Annotated in this window: 14 protein-coding genes; 6 read left to right on the forward strand and 8 right to left on the reverse strand. The window is 74.6% G+C overall.

The genetic code is table 11. From position 1 onward, the window contains the following. Nucleotides 1-49: 49 nt before the first annotated feature. The gene (ppdK, locus tag AC24HA_RS15130; RefSeq protein WP_425707771.1) at nucleotides 50-2767 is read right to left on the reverse strand and encodes a pyruvate, phosphate dikinase; all 2718 of its coding nucleotides are present in this window, start codon (nucleotides 2765-2767) and stop codon (nucleotides 50-52) included. Between the two features lie 280 nt (nucleotides 2768-3047). On the opposite strand from ppdK, the gene AC24HA_RS15135 reads away from it, so the two are divergent. Together AC24HA_RS15135 and AC24HA_RS15140 are read left to right on the forward strand one after the other, a co-directional pair. Then, nucleotides 3048-3779 carry a glutamine amidotransferase gene (locus AC24HA_RS15135; RefSeq protein ID WP_425707770.1) on the forward strand — a complete coding sequence of 244 codons (732 nt, stop codon included), beginning with the start codon at nucleotides 3048-3050 and terminating at the stop codon, nucleotides 3777-3779. 223 nt (nucleotides 3780-4002) lie between these two features. After that, on the forward strand, nucleotides 4003-5166 hold the full coding sequence (locus AC24HA_RS15140) for a DUF4349 domain-containing protein (RefSeq protein WP_425707769.1): 1164 nt from the start codon (nucleotides 4003-4005) through the stop codon (nucleotides 5164-5166). A 131-nt stretch (nucleotides 5167-5297) separates the two neighbouring features. Here AC24HA_RS15140 and AC24HA_RS15145 read toward each other — a convergent pair whose 3' ends face one another. After that, entirely contained in the window at nucleotides 5298-7874 is a 2577-nt protein-coding gene (locus AC24HA_RS15145; protein ID WP_425707768.1) for an ATP-dependent Clp protease ATP-binding subunit, read from the reverse strand. Between the two features lie 242 nt (nucleotides 7875-8116). Between AC24HA_RS15145 and AC24HA_RS15150 the strand changes: the two genes are divergently transcribed. Further along, a complete protein-coding gene (locus tag AC24HA_RS15150) occupies nucleotides 8117-8794 on the forward strand; it encodes a hypothetical protein (RefSeq protein ID WP_425707767.1) in 678 nt (225 codons plus the stop codon). Between the two features lie 93 nt (nucleotides 8795-8887). Here AC24HA_RS15150 and dtd read toward each other — a convergent pair whose 3' ends face one another. The 6 genes from dtd to AC24HA_RS15180 all read right to left on the reverse strand — a co-directional run bounded on the left by dtd (nucleotide 8888) and on the right by AC24HA_RS15180 (nucleotide 13710). Continuing rightward, nucleotides 8888-9322: a D-aminoacyl-tRNA deacylase gene (gene dtd / locus AC24HA_RS15155; RefSeq protein WP_425707766.1), complete on the reverse strand. Its 435-nt coding sequence runs from the start codon at nucleotides 9320-9322 to the stop codon at nucleotides 8888-8890. An 88-nt stretch (nucleotides 9323-9410) separates the two neighbouring features. Further along, on the reverse strand, nucleotides 9411-9782 hold the full coding sequence (locus tag AC24HA_RS15160; RefSeq protein WP_425707765.1) for a DUF2516 family protein: 372 nt from the start codon (nucleotides 9780-9782) through the stop codon (nucleotides 9411-9413). A gap of 77 nt (nucleotides 9783-9859) precedes the next feature. Beyond that, entirely contained in the window at nucleotides 9860-11068 is a 1209-nt protein-coding gene (locus AC24HA_RS15165) for an FUSC family protein (RefSeq protein WP_425707764.1), read from the reverse strand. A 5-nt stretch (nucleotides 11069-11073) separates the two neighbouring features. Next, nucleotides 11074-12237, reverse strand: coding sequence for a CAF17-like 4Fe-4S cluster assembly/insertion protein YgfZ (gene ygfZ / locus AC24HA_RS15170; protein WP_425707763.1), 1164 nt, complete (start codon nucleotides 12235-12237; stop codon nucleotides 11074-11076). Further along, nucleotides 12237-12818: a heme-binding beta-barrel domain-containing protein gene (locus AC24HA_RS15175; RefSeq protein WP_425707762.1), complete on the reverse strand. Its 582-nt coding sequence runs from the start codon at nucleotides 12816-12818 to the stop codon at nucleotides 12237-12239. The genes ygfZ and AC24HA_RS15175 overlap by 1 nt, the downstream gene beginning before the upstream one ends. Before the next feature lie 133 nt (nucleotides 12819-12951). Continuing rightward, the gene (locus AC24HA_RS15180) at nucleotides 12952-13710 is read right to left on the reverse strand and encodes a hypothetical protein (RefSeq protein WP_425707761.1); all 759 of its coding nucleotides are present in this window, start codon (nucleotides 13708-13710) and stop codon (nucleotides 12952-12954) included. A gap of 117 nt (nucleotides 13711-13827) precedes the next feature. Between AC24HA_RS15180 and AC24HA_RS15185 the strand changes: the two genes are divergently transcribed. The 3 genes from AC24HA_RS15185 (at nucleotide 13828) to AC24HA_RS15195 (ending at nucleotide 16673) form a co-directional block, all read left to right on the forward strand. Then, a complete protein-coding gene (locus tag AC24HA_RS15185; protein ID WP_425707760.1) occupies nucleotides 13828-14577 on the forward strand; it encodes a winged helix family transcriptional regulator in 750 nt (249 codons plus the stop codon). A 453-nt stretch (nucleotides 14578-15030) separates the two neighbouring features. Beyond that, nucleotides 15031-15657 (forward strand): hypothetical protein, encoded by a 627-nt coding sequence (locus tag AC24HA_RS15190; RefSeq protein ID WP_425707759.1) that lies wholly within the window; start codon nucleotides 15031-15033, stop codon nucleotides 15655-15657. After that, a complete protein-coding gene (locus tag AC24HA_RS15195; RefSeq protein WP_425707758.1) occupies nucleotides 15654-16673 on the forward strand; it encodes an inorganic phosphate transporter in 1020 nt (339 codons plus the stop codon). Before AC24HA_RS15190 ends, AC24HA_RS15195 begins: the two co-directional genes overlap by 4 nt. Nucleotides 16674-16694 lie beyond the last annotated feature (21 nt).

A 16694-nucleotide genomic window follows, 5' to 3' on the forward strand; every position in this document is an offset into this window, starting at 1 on the left:
GTCTCCCGTTGCGCACGGGTCGCGGGCCAGGCGCCGCACGACGGGACGGCTACCGCGTCGCGTCCTCGCCCTTGACCGCCGCGCGGCCGGCCTCGAGACGCGCGACCGGCACGCGGAACGGTGAGCAGGACACGTAGTCCAGGCCGACGGACTCGAAGAAGTGGATCGACTCCGGGTCCCCACCGTGCTCCCCGCACACCCCGATCTTCAGGCCCGGGCTCGTCGACCGTCCCCGCTCGGCCCCGATCCGCACGAGCGCACCCACACCGTCGGCGTCGAGGGTCTCGAACGGGGAGATCGTCAGCACGCCGTTCGCGAGGTAGTCGGCGAAGAAGGCGCCCTCGACGTCGTCCCGCGAGAAGCCCCACGCCGTCTGGGTGAGGTCGTTGGTGCCGAACGAGAAGAAGTCGGCCTCCTCGGCGATCCGCTCCGCCGTCATTGCCGCGCGCGGGAGCTCGACCATGCACCCGATGGGGATGTCGAGCGTGACGCCCTGCTCGGCCGCGACCTCGGCGACGATGCGCTCCGCCTCGTCGCGCACGATCTGCAGCTCCCGGCGCGAGCCGACGAGCGGCACCATGATCTCGGGCTGGGGGCTGCCGCCGGCGGCGGACCGGTGCGCCGCCGCCTCGGCGACAGCACGGATCTGCAGCGCGAAGAGGCCGGGGATCTTCAGGCCGAGCCGTACGCCCCGCAGGCCGAGCATCGGGTTCGACTCGTGCATCCGCCGCACGGCGGCCAGCAGCGTGCGCCGCCGCTCGACCTCCTCGCCGCTCTCGCCCCGCTCGTCGGCCAGCGCCACCTCGACCGCGAGCTCGGTGAGGTCGGGGAGGAACTCGTGCAGCGGCGGATCGATGAGCCGGATGGTCGCGGGCAGGCCGTCCATCGCCTCGAGCAGCGACTCGAAGTCGGAGCGCTGCGGCTCGAGCAGGCCGGCCAGCGCGGCGTCCCGCTCCGCCTCCCCCTCGGCGAGGATGAGACGCTCCACGAGGGTGCGCCGGTCACCGAGGAACATGTGCTCGGTGCGGCACAGGCCGATGCCCTGGGCCCCGCGCTCGCGGGCGCGCTGCGCGTCTGCGGCGTTGTCGGCGTTCGTGCGCACCGCCATGCGCCGCCGGGCGTCGGCGTGGCTGAGCAGGCGGTGGACGGCCTCGACGAGCTCGCGCGTGTCGGCGTCGTCCCCGGCCGCGGCGAGCCCGGCGTCGAGACCGCCGGAGATGTAGGCCATGACCGGTGAGTCCGCGACCGGGACGTCGCCGAGGTAGACCTCGCCCGTGGTCCCGTCGATGGCCACGACGTCGCCGGGACGGAGCACGCGCTCGCCGATCGTCACGGTCTCCGCCTCGACGTCGACGGCGATCTCCTCGGCCCCGACCACGGCGCAGGTGCCCATGCCGCGGGCGACGACGGCCGCGTGGGACGTCTTGCCGCCGCGCGCCGTGAGCACGCCCTTGGCCACGATCATGCCGCCGAGGTCGTCCGGGTTCGTCTCGCGCCGCACGAGGATGACGTCGGCGCCGGCCGCGGCACGGGCCTCGGCCTGGGCGGTGTCGAGGACGATCTCGCCGACGGCGGCACCCGGGGACGCAGACAGCCCCGTCGTCAGGTGCTCCTTCGTCGCTGCCGGGTCGAACTGCGGGAACATCAGCTGGCTGAGCTGGGCCCCGGTCACGCGGCCGAGCGCCTCGTCCATCGTGATGAGGTTCTCGTCGACGAGCTGGGTCGCCACCCGGAACGCCGCGCCGGCCGTCCGCTTGCCCACGCGGGTCTGCAGCAGCCACAGCTTGCCCTGCTCGATCGTGAACTCGATGTCGCACAGGTCGCGGTAGTGCGTCTCGAGCCGGCGCATCGCGGCACGCAGGTCGGCGTAGGAGCGGGGGTCGAGCTCCTCGAGGTCGGTGAGGTGCAGCGTGTTTCGGATGCCGGCGACCACGTCCTCGCCCTGGGCGTTGACGAGGTAGTCGCCGTACATGCCGGACTCGCCGGTGGAGGGGTCGCGCGTGAAGCAGACACCCGTGCCCGAGCTGTCGCCCAGGTTGCCGAACACCATGGTCACGACGTTCACGGCTGTGCCGAGGTCGTCCGGGATGCGCTCGCGGCGGCGGTAGAGCCGGGCCCGTTCGGTGTTCCACGAACGGAACACGGCCTCGACGGCGAGGTCGAGCTGCTCGCGCGGGTGCTGCGGGAACTCCCGCCCGGCGTTGTCCTTGACGATCTGCTTGTACTCGTCGACGAGCTCGCGCAGGTCGTCCTCGGTGAGATCGACGTCGGCGGCCGCGCCCCGGGCCTCCTTCTTCGCGTCCAGCGCGTCGGAGAACAGCTCGCCGTCGACGTCGAGGACCGTCTTGCCGAACATCTGGATGAGGCGCCGGTAGGAGTCCCAGGCGAACCGGGCGTCGCCGGCGAGCTCGGTCAGGCCCTGCACGGAGGCGTCGTTGAGCCCGATGTTGAGGACCGTGTCCATCATCCCGGGCATCGAGAACTTCGCGCCCGAGCGCACCGAGACGAGCAGGGGGTCGTGGAAGTCTCCGAGCGAGCGCCCGGCGGTGTCCTCGAGCTCGCGCAGCGCGAGCGTGACCTCGACCCGTAGGTCGGCCGGCACGTCGCCGTCGCGCAGGTACGCCCGGCACGCCTCGGTCGTGATCGTGAAGCCCGGGGGCACCGGGAGGCCGAGCCGCGTCATCTCCGCGAGGTTCGCCCCCTTGCCGCCCAGCAGGTCCTTCTGGTCCTTGTCACCCTCGGTGAACCGGTACACGTACGTCGCCATCGCTCCTCGTCCTTCGTTCACAGTCCGCACCGCCTCGCGAACATGTGTGCACCGTAGGCCGTCCCGAGCACCCGCGTGCCCGATCGTCGTCATGCGGAACGCACGACCCGCTCATGCGCGACGCCCATGACCTCGGGCGGGCGGTGCCGCCACGACGCCATCCGCGCGACCCTGGGCGCATCCGCGGCCTCTACCCCCGCGACCTCCATCGACGCGGCCGCATGATGGGACGCGCGCCCACCGTCGGGCGTCCCGCGCCCCGGTGGGGCAGGATCGTCCGGTGCGCCCCCCGTTCCTCCTGATCTCCTCGCGCCCGGAGCAGCGCGCCGCGGACGACGAGCACTCGGCGGTCGCCCGGCACATGGGCGTTCCGGTCGAGCGCGTGGTCCGCCTCTCCGCCACCGACGACGCCTACGCGCCGCCGGACCCGGCCGCGTTCGCCGGCGTGCTCCAGGGCGGCTCGCCGTTCACCGGCTCCACGCCGCTCGAGGAGCAGTCCGACCTCCAGCGACGCACCGAGGACCGGCTCGGCGCGGTCCTCGACCAGGTCGTCGCGGCCGGCGTGCCGTTCATGGGTCTGTGCTACGCCGTCGGCACGCTGACGCGACGCCTGGGCGCCGTCGTCGACCACACCTACGGGCGGGGGACCTCGGCGGTCCGGGTCGAGCTCACCGAGGCCGGCCGCACGGACCCCCTGCTCGCCGACGTCCCGGTCGCCTTCGACGCCTACGTCGGCCACCACGAGGCCGTCACCGTGGCGCCGCCGGGGTCGGTGGTCCTCGCGACGTCGGACCCCACGCCCGTGCAGATGCTGCGGGTCGGGGCCGACCAGTACGTCACGCAGTTCCACCCGGAGCTCGACACGGCCGGGCTCGTGCGGCGCATGACCGACTACCTGCACTCCGGGTACTTCCCCGCCGAGGAGTTCGAGCGGGTCGTCGCCGAGATCTCGCGCGTCCGCGTGGACGACGCCCACGGCGTCCTGGCCGCCTTCGCCCGTAGGTACGGCTGACGATCCCGCATCCCCGCCGGGCGCACCTGGGCACACCCCACACGACGGCGGGACTCACCCGGGAGCGCCGCGCAGCACCGTCGTCGGGCGCGACCGGGGCACACCACGCACGGCCGCGGTCCTCCTGTCGATGGGGAGAACTTCGGTGACGGCAGGGTCACCGCGAGGTCCCGAAACGGTTGCCGCCGTGGCTCGCGACGTGCGGACCTGCGACGGTTCCGACATGCGAACCTCATCCGCTGACACCGCACCCCCGGGCACCGACGGGCCGCCACCGGGCGACGTCGGGACCGCTCCCGCACACTCGACCGCAGGCCGAGCCACCGGACGACGGAGCGCCGCCCGCCCGGCCCACCGCCCGACCGGCCGGCGGGCCCTCGCCGCGCTCACGCTCGGTCTCGCCGCCACGCTCGCCGCCTGCTCGTCGGGCTCCGACGGCGGTGGCTACGACGAGGACGCGGGCACCGCGGACCGGGCGCCCGCGCAGGAGGCCGACCAGGGCGCGGACAGCGCCGCCTCCGCCGAGCAGTCAGCCGCGGACACGAGCGGGGACCCCGCGCAGGTGACGGCCGACGGCGTCGACCGCGTGGTGGTGACCACCGGGGAGGCGACCGTCGTCGTCGAGGACCCCGTGGCCGCCACCGACGAGGTGGTCGGCCTCGTCGAGACCCACGAGGGACGCGTCGAGGGCCGCCAGCTGAGCAGCCAGGAGGATCGACCCTGGGGCCAGGTCGTCGTCCGCGTCGCCCCGGACCGGACCGACGCCTTCCTCGCCGACCTCGGCGAGATCGGCGAGGTCGAGCAGGTCTCGACGAACGCCGACGACGTGACCGGCACGGTCCGCGACCTCGACGCCGAGATCAGCGCGCTCGAGACCTCGGTCGCCCGCCTCGAGGGGCTCATGGAGGAGGCCGGGTCGGTCGCCGACCTGCTGTCTGCCGAGACCGAGCTGACCGCCCGGCAGGCCGAGCTCGACCAGCTTCGCGGGCAACGCACGAACCTCGGTGAGCAGGCGGCGATGTCGACGCTCACCGTCGATCTCGTGACGGAGGACTCGCCGTCGACGACCGGCTCGCAGTCCGGCTGGTCGCGCATGTGGGAGGACGCCGGGGAGGCGTTCACCGGGGCGATCCGCGGGGTCGTGGTCGCGGTGGCCGCCCTTGCGCCGCTGCTCGTCGTGCTGGCGCTCGTCGGCGCAGTCGTCCTCACCGTCGTGCGCCGCAACCGCAGGGCGCGCGACGCCGAGACCGTCACGCACGGGGCCGCGCCGGCCCGGACGACGGCCGGCGCCGGCACCACCTCGCGTCCGGAGGGGCCCTCCGGCCCGCGCGATCCTCGCCCGGCGGCCCGGGGCGAGGCGGTGGACGATCCGCCGTCGGGCGACTGACCGAGGGACGCGGACGGGCGATACGCGCAGAGACGGCGAGGGCCGGAGGTGGATGTCCACCTCCGGCCCTCGCCGTTCGCCCTGTCCGGGCGGTCGTGCTGCCCGGCGACCGGGTCGGCCGCCGGCCTGAGTCAGCTTCCGGGCTGCATCTGCCCCGAGCCGCCGGCGCCGCCCACCGGTGCGGCGGCCGGGAGCGCCCGGCCGGCCGTGGCGACGCGCTCGGTCTCGGGCCGCTCGACCTTCTGGATCGGCCCGTCGTGGTCGACGAACTCGAACGTCAGCTCGCCGAGGATGCCCTCGCCGGTGGCGTCGACCTTGATGAGCTGGCCGCCACGGACCTCGCTGAACAGGATCTTCTCGGACAGGACGTCCTCGATGTCCCGCTGGATCGCGCGGCGCAGCGGACGCGCACCGAGCACCGGGTCGTAGCCGCGCTCCGCGAGCAGGGCCTTGGCGGCGTCGGTGAGCTGGATCGTCATCTCCTGGTCCCGCAGGCGGGCGTCCAGGCGGTCGATCATGAGGTCGACGATCTGGACGATCTCGTCCTGGTCGAGCTGCGGGAAGACGATCGTGTCGTCCACACGGTTGAGGAACTCGGGCCGGAAGTGCTGCTTGAGCTCGTCGTTGACCTTGTTCTTCATCCGCTCGTACGACGTCGACAGGTCGCCGGACGCCTGGAACCCGGTCTGCAGGCCCTTGGCGATGTCCTTCGTGCCGAGGTTCGTCGTCATGATGATGATCGTGTTCTTGAAGTCGACCACCCGACCCTGGCTGTCGGTCAGGCGACCGTCCTCGAGGATCTGCAGCAGCGAGTTGAACAGGTCCTGGTGGGCCTTCTCCACCTCGTCGAACAGGACGACCGAGAACGGACGACGCCGGACCTTCTCCGTCAGCTGACCACCCTCCTCGTAGCCGACGTACCCGGGGGGCGCGCCGAAGAGGCGGGAGACGGTGTGCTTCTCGGAGTACTCCGACATGTCGAGCGTGATGAGGGCGTCCTCGTCACCGAACAGGAACTCCGCGAGGGCCTTGGCGAGCTCGGTCTTCCCCACGCCGGTGGGGCCGGCGAAGATGAACGAGCCGCCCGGACGACGCGGGTCCTTGAGGCCGGCGCGCGTGCGGCGGATCGCCTGGGACAGGGTCGAGATCGCCTCGTCCTGGCCGATGACGCGCTTGTGCAGCTCGTCCTCCATGTGGAGCAGCTTCTTGGACTCCTCCTCGGTGAGCTTGACGACCGGGATGCCGGTGGACATCGCGAGCACCTCGGCGACCAGCTCCTCGTCGACCTCGGAGACCACGTCGAGGTCGCCCTCGCGCCAGGCCTTCTCGCGCTCCTGGCGGCGCTCGGTGAGCCGGCGCTCGTCGTCGCGCAGCGAGGCGGCCTTCTCGAAGTCCTGGTCGTCGATCGCGGACTCCTTCTCGCGGCGCACCTCCTCGATCTGCTCGTCGAGCTCGCGCAGCTCCGGCGGGGCCGTCATGCGGCGGATCCGCAGGCGCGCCCCCGCCTCGTCGATGAGGTCGATCGCCTTGTCCGGCAGGTGCCGGTCGGAGACGTAGCGGTCCGCCAGCGTGACGGCCGCCTGCAGAGCCTCGTCCGTGATGGAGACCCGGTGGTGCGCCTCGTAGCGGTCGCGCAGGCCCTTGAGGATCTCCACCGCGTGCGGGACGGACGGCTCCGGCACCTGGATGGGCTGGAACCGGCGCTCGAGCGCGGCGTCCTTCTCGATGTGCTTGCGGTACTCGTCGATCGTCGTCGCACCGATGGTCTGGAGCTCGCCACGGGCGAGCATCGGCTTGAGGATCGAGGCGGCGTCGATCGCGCCCTCGGCGGCACCCGCGCCGACGAGCGTGTGGATCTCGTCGATGAACAGGATGATGTCGCCGCGCGTGCGGATCTCCTTGAGCACCTTCTTCAGACGCTCCTCGAAGTCACCGCGGTAGCGGGAGCCCGCGACCAGGGAACCGAGGTCGAGCGTGTAGAGCTGCTTGTCCTTCAGCGTCTCGGGGACGTCGCCCTTGACGATGTCCAGGGCGAGGCCCTCGACGACCGCCGTCTTGCCGACGCCGGGCTCGCCGATGAGGACGGGGTTGTTCTTCGTCCGGCGGGAGAGCACCTGCATGACGCGCTCGATCTGCTGCTCGCGGCCGATGACCGGGTCGAGCCGGCTCTCGCGCGCTGCCTGGGTGAGGTTGCGGCCGAACTGGTCGAGCACGGCGGAGCCGGACGGCTGCCCCTCGGCCGGACCGCCGGCCGCGACGGCCTCCTTGCCCTGGTAGCCGGACAGGAGCTGGATGACCTGCTGGCGGACCCGGTTGAGGTCGGCGCCGAGCTTGGTGAGCACCTGGGCCGCCACGCCCTCGCCCTCGCGGATGAGGCCGAGGAGGATGTGCTCGGTCCCGATGTAGTTGTGGCCGAGCTGGAGGGCCTCGCGCAGCGACAGCTCGAGGACCTTCTTGGCGCGCGGCGTGAAGGGGATGTGACCGGCCGGAGCCTGCTGGCCCTCGCCGATGATCTCGGTGACCTGGGCACGTACGGCCTCGAGCGAGATGTCGAGGGCCTCGAGCGCCTTCGCCGCGACACCCTCTCCCTCGTGGATGAGCCCGAGGAGGATGTGCTCGGTCCCGATGTAGTTGTGGTTGAGCATCCTCGCCTCCTCCTGCGCGAGGACGACGACGCGACGGGCGCGGTCGGTGAACCGTTCGAACATGGGCACTCCCTGGGTGTGGTGCGGTCGCCGCACGGGTCGAGCGGGCGACCCTACTGCGGGCGTTCGACGACACTAACCGCGCGACGGCGCTGTTCCTGCCCGTGTTCGCCACGGGCGTGAGGGCCCGTGCGGGCGGCGGTCGGGCCCGTCCGGGCGTCGGCCCGGGAGCCTGACCGTCCACGGGGACCTCGCCCCGCCCGCGGCACTTGCCGGTCCGGCGCGCGCAGCGGAGCATGAGGGCCATGTCCTCGAACGAGCAGCCGCTGGGCCGCGGGGTTCTCCTCCTCGCCGCCCTCGTGACGGCTGCCCTCGTGGGGACGCTCACGCTCATGGTCATCCTGTGGCCGCGCGACGGCGGACAGACCGGCGCCGAGGACAGCAGCCTCACCCTCGACGACCGGCCCGCGGCGGCGGAGTCGGAGTCCGACGCCGGCGGGCCCGACGAGGAGCCGAGCAGCACGCCCGCGCCGCAGGAGCCCGAGGACGAGACCGGGACCGGCCTGCGCGACCTCACCGACAGCGCCCTCGACGAGGCCGACCGGCTGCGCGAGCGCGCCGACGAGGAGGCCCGCGAGCTGCGCGACCGCGCCCGGGACGCCGAGGACGAGGCCCGCCGCCGCCTCAGCGACCCCCTGGGCACCCTGCGCGAGCTGCTCGGTCAGGGCGACGACGCGGCCGGGGCCGACGGCACCGACGACGAGGACCGCCGCGACCGCGACCGGGGAGACGGCCGTGGCAACGGCAACGGTGACGCCGACCCGGGCCACGGACGCGGCGACGACGGACGCGGAGGTGACCGTGACGGTCGTGGGGCTGGCCCGGGCGGCGGCTCCGACGGGCAGGGCGACGACGAGGACCCCGGCCGCAGCCTGCTCGACGATCTCCTCGACGACGCGCGCGAGTACTTCGGCCGACCCTGACGAGCCGTCCCGGACGCCGGTGCGCGACCGGCGGACGCTCCCGGATCTCCGCCGCACAGGATGCCGGCACGGCGAGGTCGCGGCGTCGGCGCCTCAGCCGGCCTCGGACTCCACGAGCACCGTGACCGGACCGTCCGCCGTCATGTCGATCTCCATGTGCGCGCCGAACCGGCCGGTCGCGACCTCGACGCCCGCGACGCGCAGCCGCTCCACGACCACCTCGACCAGCGGCTCGGCCACCGGGCCGGGCGCGGCCGCCGACCACGACGGTCGGCGGCCCTTGCGCGTCGACCCGTAGAGCGTGAACTGGGAGACCACGAGGACGGGGGCCGCGTCGTCGATCAGGGACCGCTCGCCGTCGAGGATCCGCAGCTCGGCGATCTTCCGGGCCAGGACCTCGGCCTGGGCGGGGGTGTCCGTGTGCGTGACCCCCACGAGTGCCACGAGCCCCGGCCGGTCGATCGCCCCCACGACCTCACCGGCTACGCGCACGGCGGCCCGCGAGACCCGCTGCAGGACGGCCCTCACCGGGCGGCCGCCCGCGGGCGCCCCGCGCAGCTCGGCGTCCGGGTGCAGGCCGGCGTCCAGGCGCAGGCCGGCGTCCGGGCACGGCGGCTCATGTGCGCCAGGCGGTCGGCGGCCGGTCGTCGAATCCGCCCCTGCCGCCGCGTCCGCCGCGACGTCGGCGCGGCGAGGCGTCCCGCACGGCGGGCCGCACGTCGGCGAGGTAGACGGCGCCGGCGATCACCGCGGCGAGCGAGAGCAGCCCGCCCACTCCCCCGCCCGAGCCGATCGGCGGGGGCACGGAGACGATCGAGACGCCGAGCGCTGCCGCCAGGATGATGATCCAGACGCGACGCTGCAGCTTGCCCGCCGCGACGTATGCGGCGTCCGTGCGCCGCAGGCAGTCGACGAGTGCCCATCCCGTGAGGACGACGGCCCCGATGCTCAACGCGAGCATGAGGTAGGTCTGGATGGCGGCGAACATGGTTCACACGGTAGTCGTCGGCAGGCGGCGGCACCGACCCGGTCCCGGCGCACGGCACGCGCCGGGGGCGGGCACCCTCATGGCGCGGGACGCTCGTCGGACGGGTCGGCCCGCTGCTCGCCGTCGTGCTCGTCGTGCTCGTCGTCAGCGTCCCACGGCCATCCGCCGTCGACGGTCGGGAGCTGGGTGCGGGCCTCGGCAGCGGTCATGCCGGCGATCTGCAGCACGTCGACGACGAGCGAGCGCAGCACGGACACGAGCGTCTGCGTGGGCCAGCCCTCCACGGCGTAGTCGTCGGGGTCGAGCGTGTGGGCGGCCTCGGTGATCCGCGAGCGGGACAGGTCGGGCCGGTCGCCGCGCCCGAGGTCCACGGCGAGCAGCCGCAGCCCGGAGGACAGCGCGTCGAGCGAGCGCGCGAGGTCGGCGCGCGGTCCGGCCTCCACGACGCTCTCCGCCTTCCGGGCGACGACCCGGGCGTTGCGCACGGCGCGGTCGGCGAGCACGGAGGCCCGGGCGAGGCGGCGCACCTCGGCACGGTCGCCGCGCATCGTCGGGTTGACGGCGATGACCTGCCGGGCGTTGCGGACCGTCCGCTCCCAGGTGTCGAGCACCTGCTGGGTGTCGCGACCCAGCGTGAGGGCGTCCCGGGCGAGGTCCGGGTCCGCGAGGCGCAGCGCCTCGCCGAGCGTGCGCAGGAAGTCGGAGAGGTCCGTGATCGCCGCCTGGGCACGCCGTCGGGGCCGCCGGATCGCGTTGTCGGGCAGGAACGCCGCCACGAGGAAGGCCAGGGACGCGCCGACGAGCGCGTCGGTCCAGCGTCCGATCGCGCCGTCGGTGAGCGCGACGCTCGCCGGCATCGCGATGACGACGATCCCCTGGACGCCGGCCTGGTAGGTGAGCAGCTCGCCGCGGTCGACGATGCGCGCGGACATGGTCGCCACCACGAGGACGACGAACACCTGGACCGGGCCGATCCCGAACAGGGCGGCGAACAGCTCCCCCAGCGCGACCCCGAGCGTGCAGCCCACGCCGAGCTCCGCCACGCGCCGCAACTGGCGGTCGGAGGTGAAGCCCAGGCACAGCCAGGCCGCGGTCGGCGCGAAGATCGGCATCTCGTGCCCGAGCAGCTCGGACGAGACGAGGAAGGCGACCGCGGCTGCGGCGGCCGCCACGAGGGTGGGCACGAAGGCCCAGCGGGCACGCCGGCTGCCCTGCCGCAGCCGGGTCCGGATGTGCAGCGCGAGGTGGCGCAGACCGCGGCCGGAACGCTCGTCCTCGTCCGCCACGGCGTCTACCTCGGGCGCCGCAGACCGGCGCCGGGCCGCTCCTGGGGGCGTGCGTCGGTCACCCCGGAGGGGTCGACGACGATCTCCTGCGCAGCGGTCACGTCGCCGGCCTGCAGCACGGCGTCGGTGGCGACCGACCGCTTGACGACGGCGAGCGCGAGCGGGCCGTCGGTGCCGTGCCGGACCACGGAGGTCAGGCGGCCGACGACCCTCCCGTCCAGCTCGACCTCGGCGCCGGGCTCCGGCGTGACGTGCTCGCTGCCGTCGAGGTGGAGCAGCACGAGGCGCCGGGGCGGCCGCCCGAGGTTGACGAGCTTCGCGACCGTCTCCTGGCCCCGGTAGCAGCCCTTGCTCAGGTGGACGCCGGTGCGCAGCCAGTCGAGCTCGTGGGGCAGGGTGCGGTCGTCGACCTCGCGGCCGTGCCGCGGCCGGTAGGCGGCGACCCGCACGGCCTCCCACGCCCAGGTGCCGGCGAGCGACCCGGCCCCCCGGCCGTCGCCCGCGGCGAGGGCGGCCGCGACGGCATCCTCGAGCCGGTCCCGCTCGACGAGAGCGAGGCCGGTCGGGTGCTCGGCGCCGGGATGGTCGGCGTCGGCGGGGCCGTACGCGGTGGACCCGGGCGCGGTGGCCGGCCACGGGTCGTCCCAGAGAGCGAGCGCCCCGGCGCCACGGAGCCGGTCCCGCCCGGGCCCGACGGCGCCGATGACGGCGACGTCCTCCCGGCGGTGCACCTCGACGTCGAGCATGAACCGCATCGAGTCGAGGAAGTTCGCGAGCTTGTTGGCGACGGCGCCTTCGACGACCAGCCAGGTCGTCTCGCCGTCGTCGACGACCGCCGAGGCGACGTCGAGGCGCCCCTGGTTGTCCAGCAGCAGCAGCTCGGCGGACGCTCCGGGCGCGAGGTCCCGCACCCACTGCGAGGACAGGGTGTCGAGCCAGGTGAGGCGGTCCGGGCCCGTGATGGTCACGACGCCGAGCTGGGAGAGGTCGACGACGGCGTCGCCGGCCTCGAGCGCGCGCTGCTCGTGCACGGGGCGGCCGAGGTGGAGCGGCACGCCGGCGTCGGGCCCGGACCCCTCGACGGCCCCGTCCCGGGCGAGGAACGGCGAGGGGGTCGGGTGCCAGTCGGTGAGGTCGGGGGCGGCCGCCGGTGCGGTCCCGGGCAGCATCACTCGACCCTCCCCAGCCGGCCGGACGCGTAGGGGGCCAGCGGCTTGCCGAACGCCGCGATGTCCCGGGCCCACATGAGGTCGGACTGGACCAGGCCGAGCATCCAGGAGCCCGCCGACAGCTCGGCGGCGCTGGGCGAACGGACCACGGCGTCCGTGGTGAGCTCGATGCGGGCGGGCTGGGAGCGACCGACGTAGAGCGAGAGGTGGCCCGCCGGGTCGGCGAGGAGGACCTCGAGCTCCGCGGTCTGCGGCGCGGGCGCTCCGGCGGCCTGCTCGGCGGGGACGGTGCGGATGTAGCCGGTCTCGGTGGACCACTGCTGGGCCTTGACGAGGTTCGCGTAGCGCTCGAGGCCGGGCGTCTCGTTGGCGACCGGGCCGGACAGTCCGGGGTCGGCGAGCCACAGGGTCGCGTGCCAGCGCAGGTAGGGGCCGCCGTCGTGGTCGACCTCGATCTCCTGGACCACCAGCTGCTCCTCGATGCCGTCGTAGCCGACGGCGCCGGAGCCGTGCCAGCGGCCCACCAGCCAGGCGACCGGGTAGTTCTCGGGAGCCAGTCCCTCGGGGAACGAGAACGTCATGCCCCCAGGGTAGGCGAGGGCGCCGCCGCGTCGACCCGATGGTCGCCGGGGTGAGCAGGGCACGGCCGAGCGGTTCCGCGCGGGCGTGAGCCGGGATCGGCCGGGCGGTCGTCCGCCGTCGGGCGTGGTCCCGCTACCGGGTGCCGAGGGCCATGACGGTGACGACCGACCCGACGACGAGGACCGGGATCGTGGCCGCGGCGAGCGCCGGCCGCAGGCGCGAGGAGCTGGGCGAACGCGCCGAGGTGCGGTGCAGCGCGGCGGCGAGGGCGCCCACGACGAGGCCGAGCACGGCGCCCCGCCACCACCCGACGTCGTCGGTGAGCGCACCGAGGGCGCCGCCGGAACCGGCTCCGGCGACGACGGCGAGGGCCGCGGCCAGCCACGACGTGACGGGCAGCGCGGCGCACACGGTGCCGACCACGATCGCCAGCGCACCGGCGACGACCCACAGCTCGCCCACCGGCTCGCGCGCCGTGACGAACCAGCCGGCGCCGAAACACATGACGACCAGGCCGAGGACGTCACCGGCCACGGACTCGGTGAGGCGGGGCCGGCCGTCGCGCCGGACCATCTGGTGGACGAACGCCGCGACCACCGCCGCCGCGAGCAGCAGGACCACCCGGTCCAGGCCGCCGAACCACACGACCACGGTGACGACGAGCGCCCCGGCGGACAGGAACCAGGCCGCGCCCGAGCCGTGCGGGAGGTCGAGGAGACGCGGCAGCCCGACGGCGAGGAGCACCGAGCACACGAGCGTGAGGACGGCGACCACCGCCGGCGGTGCGAGCGCGGTCCCGGCGAGTGCCGCCGCGAGGACGGCGGTCAGCGCCGCGCGCAGCGAGGTCCCCCGCCGCGAGGGCGGCACGGAGGGCGGGGACGGCGTGGACACGCGTCGATCATCCCAGGTCGGTGCCGGTCCGCCGGGAGCCGTGCCCCCTCGAGCGGCATGCGGAATCCGTCGGGCCCGGTGCCGATTAGACTTCTCATCCGGACGAGAGGAGAGCGGATGGCCGAGCTCGTGCTCCTCACCGCCGACCCCGGCGGTGCCGGACGCGTGCTGCCCGCACTCACCCTCCTGCGCCACCGCGTGACCGTCGCCCCGATGACGATGAGCGGCCTGGTCGCCCACGACCGGGCCGACGTCATCCTCGTCGACGGCCGCCACGACCTCGTCGGCGCGCGCTCGTTGTCCCGGACCGCGGGCATCGGCGGGACGCTGCCGGAGGGCGCGCCGCTCCTGCTCGTCCTCGCGGAGGGCGGGTTCGCCGCGGTGTCGAGCGAGTGGGGTGCCTGGGACGTCGTGCTCGACGGCGCCGGACCCGCCGAGCTCGACGCCCGCCTGCGGATGCTCCTCGACCGTTCCTCGCCGAGCCCGGGGCCGACCCCCGAGGAGGCCGAGGCCGAGATCGTCGACGCCGGCGACCTCGTCATCGAGCCTGCGGCCTACACCGCCCGGGTGCGGGGCCGCGTGCTCGACCTCACGTTCCGTGAGTTCGAGCTCCTGCGCCACCTCGCGTCGAACCCCGGCCGGGTGCACACCCGCGAGCAGCTCCTCCAGGCCGTGTGGGGTTACGAGTACTACGGCGGGTCCCGCACCGTGGACGTCCACGTGCGACGGCTGCGTGCGAAGCTCGGCGCCGAGCACGACCAGCTCATCGGCACCGTGCGCAACGTGGGCTACCGGTTCGAGGTCCGCCCCGCCGACGCCCCGGACGGCGAGGACCGGCCGGACACGGCCGCTCCACGCGAGCGGTGACCCGCGGGGCTCCCCCGCTTGCGGCTCGGCCCGCCGCGCGAGCGGTGCCGGGCCGCCGTGCGAGCGGCGCCGGTGGGCGCGGTCTCGTCGACCTCCGCCGGGTGACGTGACAGGAGGCCGGGACGGGGCGTACGTTGGTTCTCGACGGCGGACCGCGAAAGCCCCGGGCTCCAACATTTGCCGCTACGAGCGGCCTTCGCGCCGACAGGCGCTCTCCGGTCCGTCGTCCCTCCTTCGCCGGTGACGTCTCCCGGCCCCGGGGACGGCGCGGTCCCCCGCCGACGGGCGCAGGACCCGACGCCCCGCCACCGGCAGACCCACGGCTCCGAACGCCTCGACGCCGGGCGCCACCACGGCGCACGACCGCGGCGCAGGCCACGCCCCGGACCGGCACCAGGCCCTGTTAGGGTTCCCGTTCACCCGCTCGTCATGCCTCGTTCACCAGGAGTCGCCGTGCGCCTGTCGCGCCGCCCGTCCGTGGTGTCCGGGCACGGCCCCAGCCTGGCGACCAGCTCGCGGCTGACCGTCGACGCCGCGCTGGTGCTCGTCCGCGTCGTGGGCGCCACGTCGGCGGACCTGCCCGAGCTTCACGAGCAGGTCGGCGACCTCTCCCGCACCACCGACCGCCTCGGCGAGGAGCTCACGGACCGCCTCGTCGGCGATCTCGTCCTGCCGTTCGAGCGGGGCGACCTCCACCGGGTGCTCACGGCGGAGCGCCGGGTGGTCCACGGCCTGCTGCGCGTGGCGCGCACGCTGCTGGCGGACCGCTCGGCCCCCACGTCCCGTCCGGTGGTCGCCGCCGCCGACGAGGTCCTGCGCGCGACCGAGCTCCTCGTCGTCGCCACCGCCGCACTGCGCACCCCCGAGCGGCTCTCCGACATCGCGCGCGAGACCGCCCGGGTCCGCGACGACCTCGAGGAGGCCCGCGCGCGGGCGCTGCGCTCCGCCTCGACCTCCCCGGACCGCGCCTCGGCGGCCCGCCCGGACCACGTGCTCGGCGCGTTCGCCGACATCGTGTCCGACTGCGCCGACCTGGTCGTCGACCTCCGGATCCTCGCCGCCGGAGCCGGACGCCGGTGACGGACGTCCTCCTCGCGCTCGCGGTGGCGCTCGGGCTCGGCTACGCGTTCGCGGCAGGCGTGCAGGACGCGTCGAACGCGGTCGCCACCGCCGTCGCCACCCGCTCGCTGACGCCCAGCTCCGCCACGCGCTGGGCGGCCGTCATGGTCCTCGTCGGCGCGCTGGCGAGCTGGTGGTTGCACCCCTACCTGTCGGACCAGTCGGGGCTCGGCGTGGCCACGACGCCGGGCGGCCCGCCCGGGCTGGCGGTCCTCGTCGTCGTGCTCGCCTGCACGGCGGGCTGGCTCGCGCTCATGGCCCGCCAGGGGCTGCCGGTCTCGACGACCCACACGCTCATCGGCGCCCTGGTCGGCGCGGCCGTGACCACCGGGGCGCAGGTGCGGTGGGACCTGCTCGCCACCCGGGTGCTCGCCCCGATGCTGCTCTGCGCCGTGGTGGCTCTCGTCGTCGCGCACGTCGGCACCCGGATCGGGCGGCGCCTGGCGATGGCGACCGACGCGGACCGGGTCGAACCCGCCGCACGCGTCCTGCTGTCCGCCGCGAGCACGGCGTCCGCGATGTTCATCGGTCTGCTCGGCAGCACGAAGGCGATCCTCGTGCTCACCCTCGCGCTCACGCTTGCCGGCCGGACCACCGACGGCGACACCCCGTTCTGGGTGGTCCTCACGGCCGCCGTCGCGCTCGCCGCCGGGACCGCGGTCGGCGGGCGTCGCATCATCGCCACCCTCGGCGACCTCATGGTCGGGCATGACGTCGGGCGCGGCGCGTTCCTCCAGACCGCAGCGGTGACGACGTTCGGCGTCGTCGCGCTCTCCCCGGGCCTACCGGTCTCCACGACCCACACGGTCGGGTCCGCGGTGATCGGCTCGGGTCTCGTCACGCCGGGGCGCATGCGGTGGGTGACGGCCCGGCGCGTGCTCGTCGCGTGGCTCGTCACGCTGCCGGTGGTCGCCGTCGTCGCCGGCCTCCTCGCGGGCATCGCCCACGACGTGGTGGCGGCGCTGCCGAACGGGTGAGCCACACCCGCGCAGGGCCGG

This window comes from Georgenia sp. Z1491 (genome assembly GCF_057652395.1).

Coding starts and splice junctions, on each gene's coding strand:
- AC24HA_RS15150 (WP_425707767.1), top strand. CDS start 8,117: ATGTCCTCGAACGAGCAGCCGCTGGGCCGCGGGGTTCTCCTCCTCGCC.
- ygfZ (WP_425707763.1), bottom strand. CDS start 12,237: ATGCTGCCCGGGACCGCACCGGCGGCCGCCCCCGACCTCACCGACTGG.
- AC24HA_RS15145 (WP_425707768.1), bottom strand. CDS start 7,874: ATGTTCGAACGGTTCACCGACCGCGCCCGTCGCGTCGTCGTCCTCGCG.
- ppdK (WP_425707771.1), bottom strand. CDS start 2,767: ATGGCGACGTACGTGTACCGGTTCACCGAGGGTGACAAGGACCAGAAG.
- AC24HA_RS15140 (WP_425707769.1), top strand. CDS start 4,003: ATGCGAACCTCATCCGCTGACACCGCACCCCCGGGCACCGACGGGCCG.
- AC24HA_RS15185 (WP_425707760.1), top strand. CDS start 13,828: ATGGCCGAGCTCGTGCTCCTCACCGCCGACCCCGGCGGTGCCGGACGC.
- AC24HA_RS15175 (WP_425707762.1), bottom strand. CDS start 12,818: ATGACGTTCTCGTTCCCCGAGGGACTGGCTCCCGAGAACTACCCGGTC.
- AC24HA_RS15160 (WP_425707765.1), bottom strand. CDS start 9,782: ATGTTCGCCGCCATCCAGACCTACCTCATGCTCGCGTTGAGCATCGGG.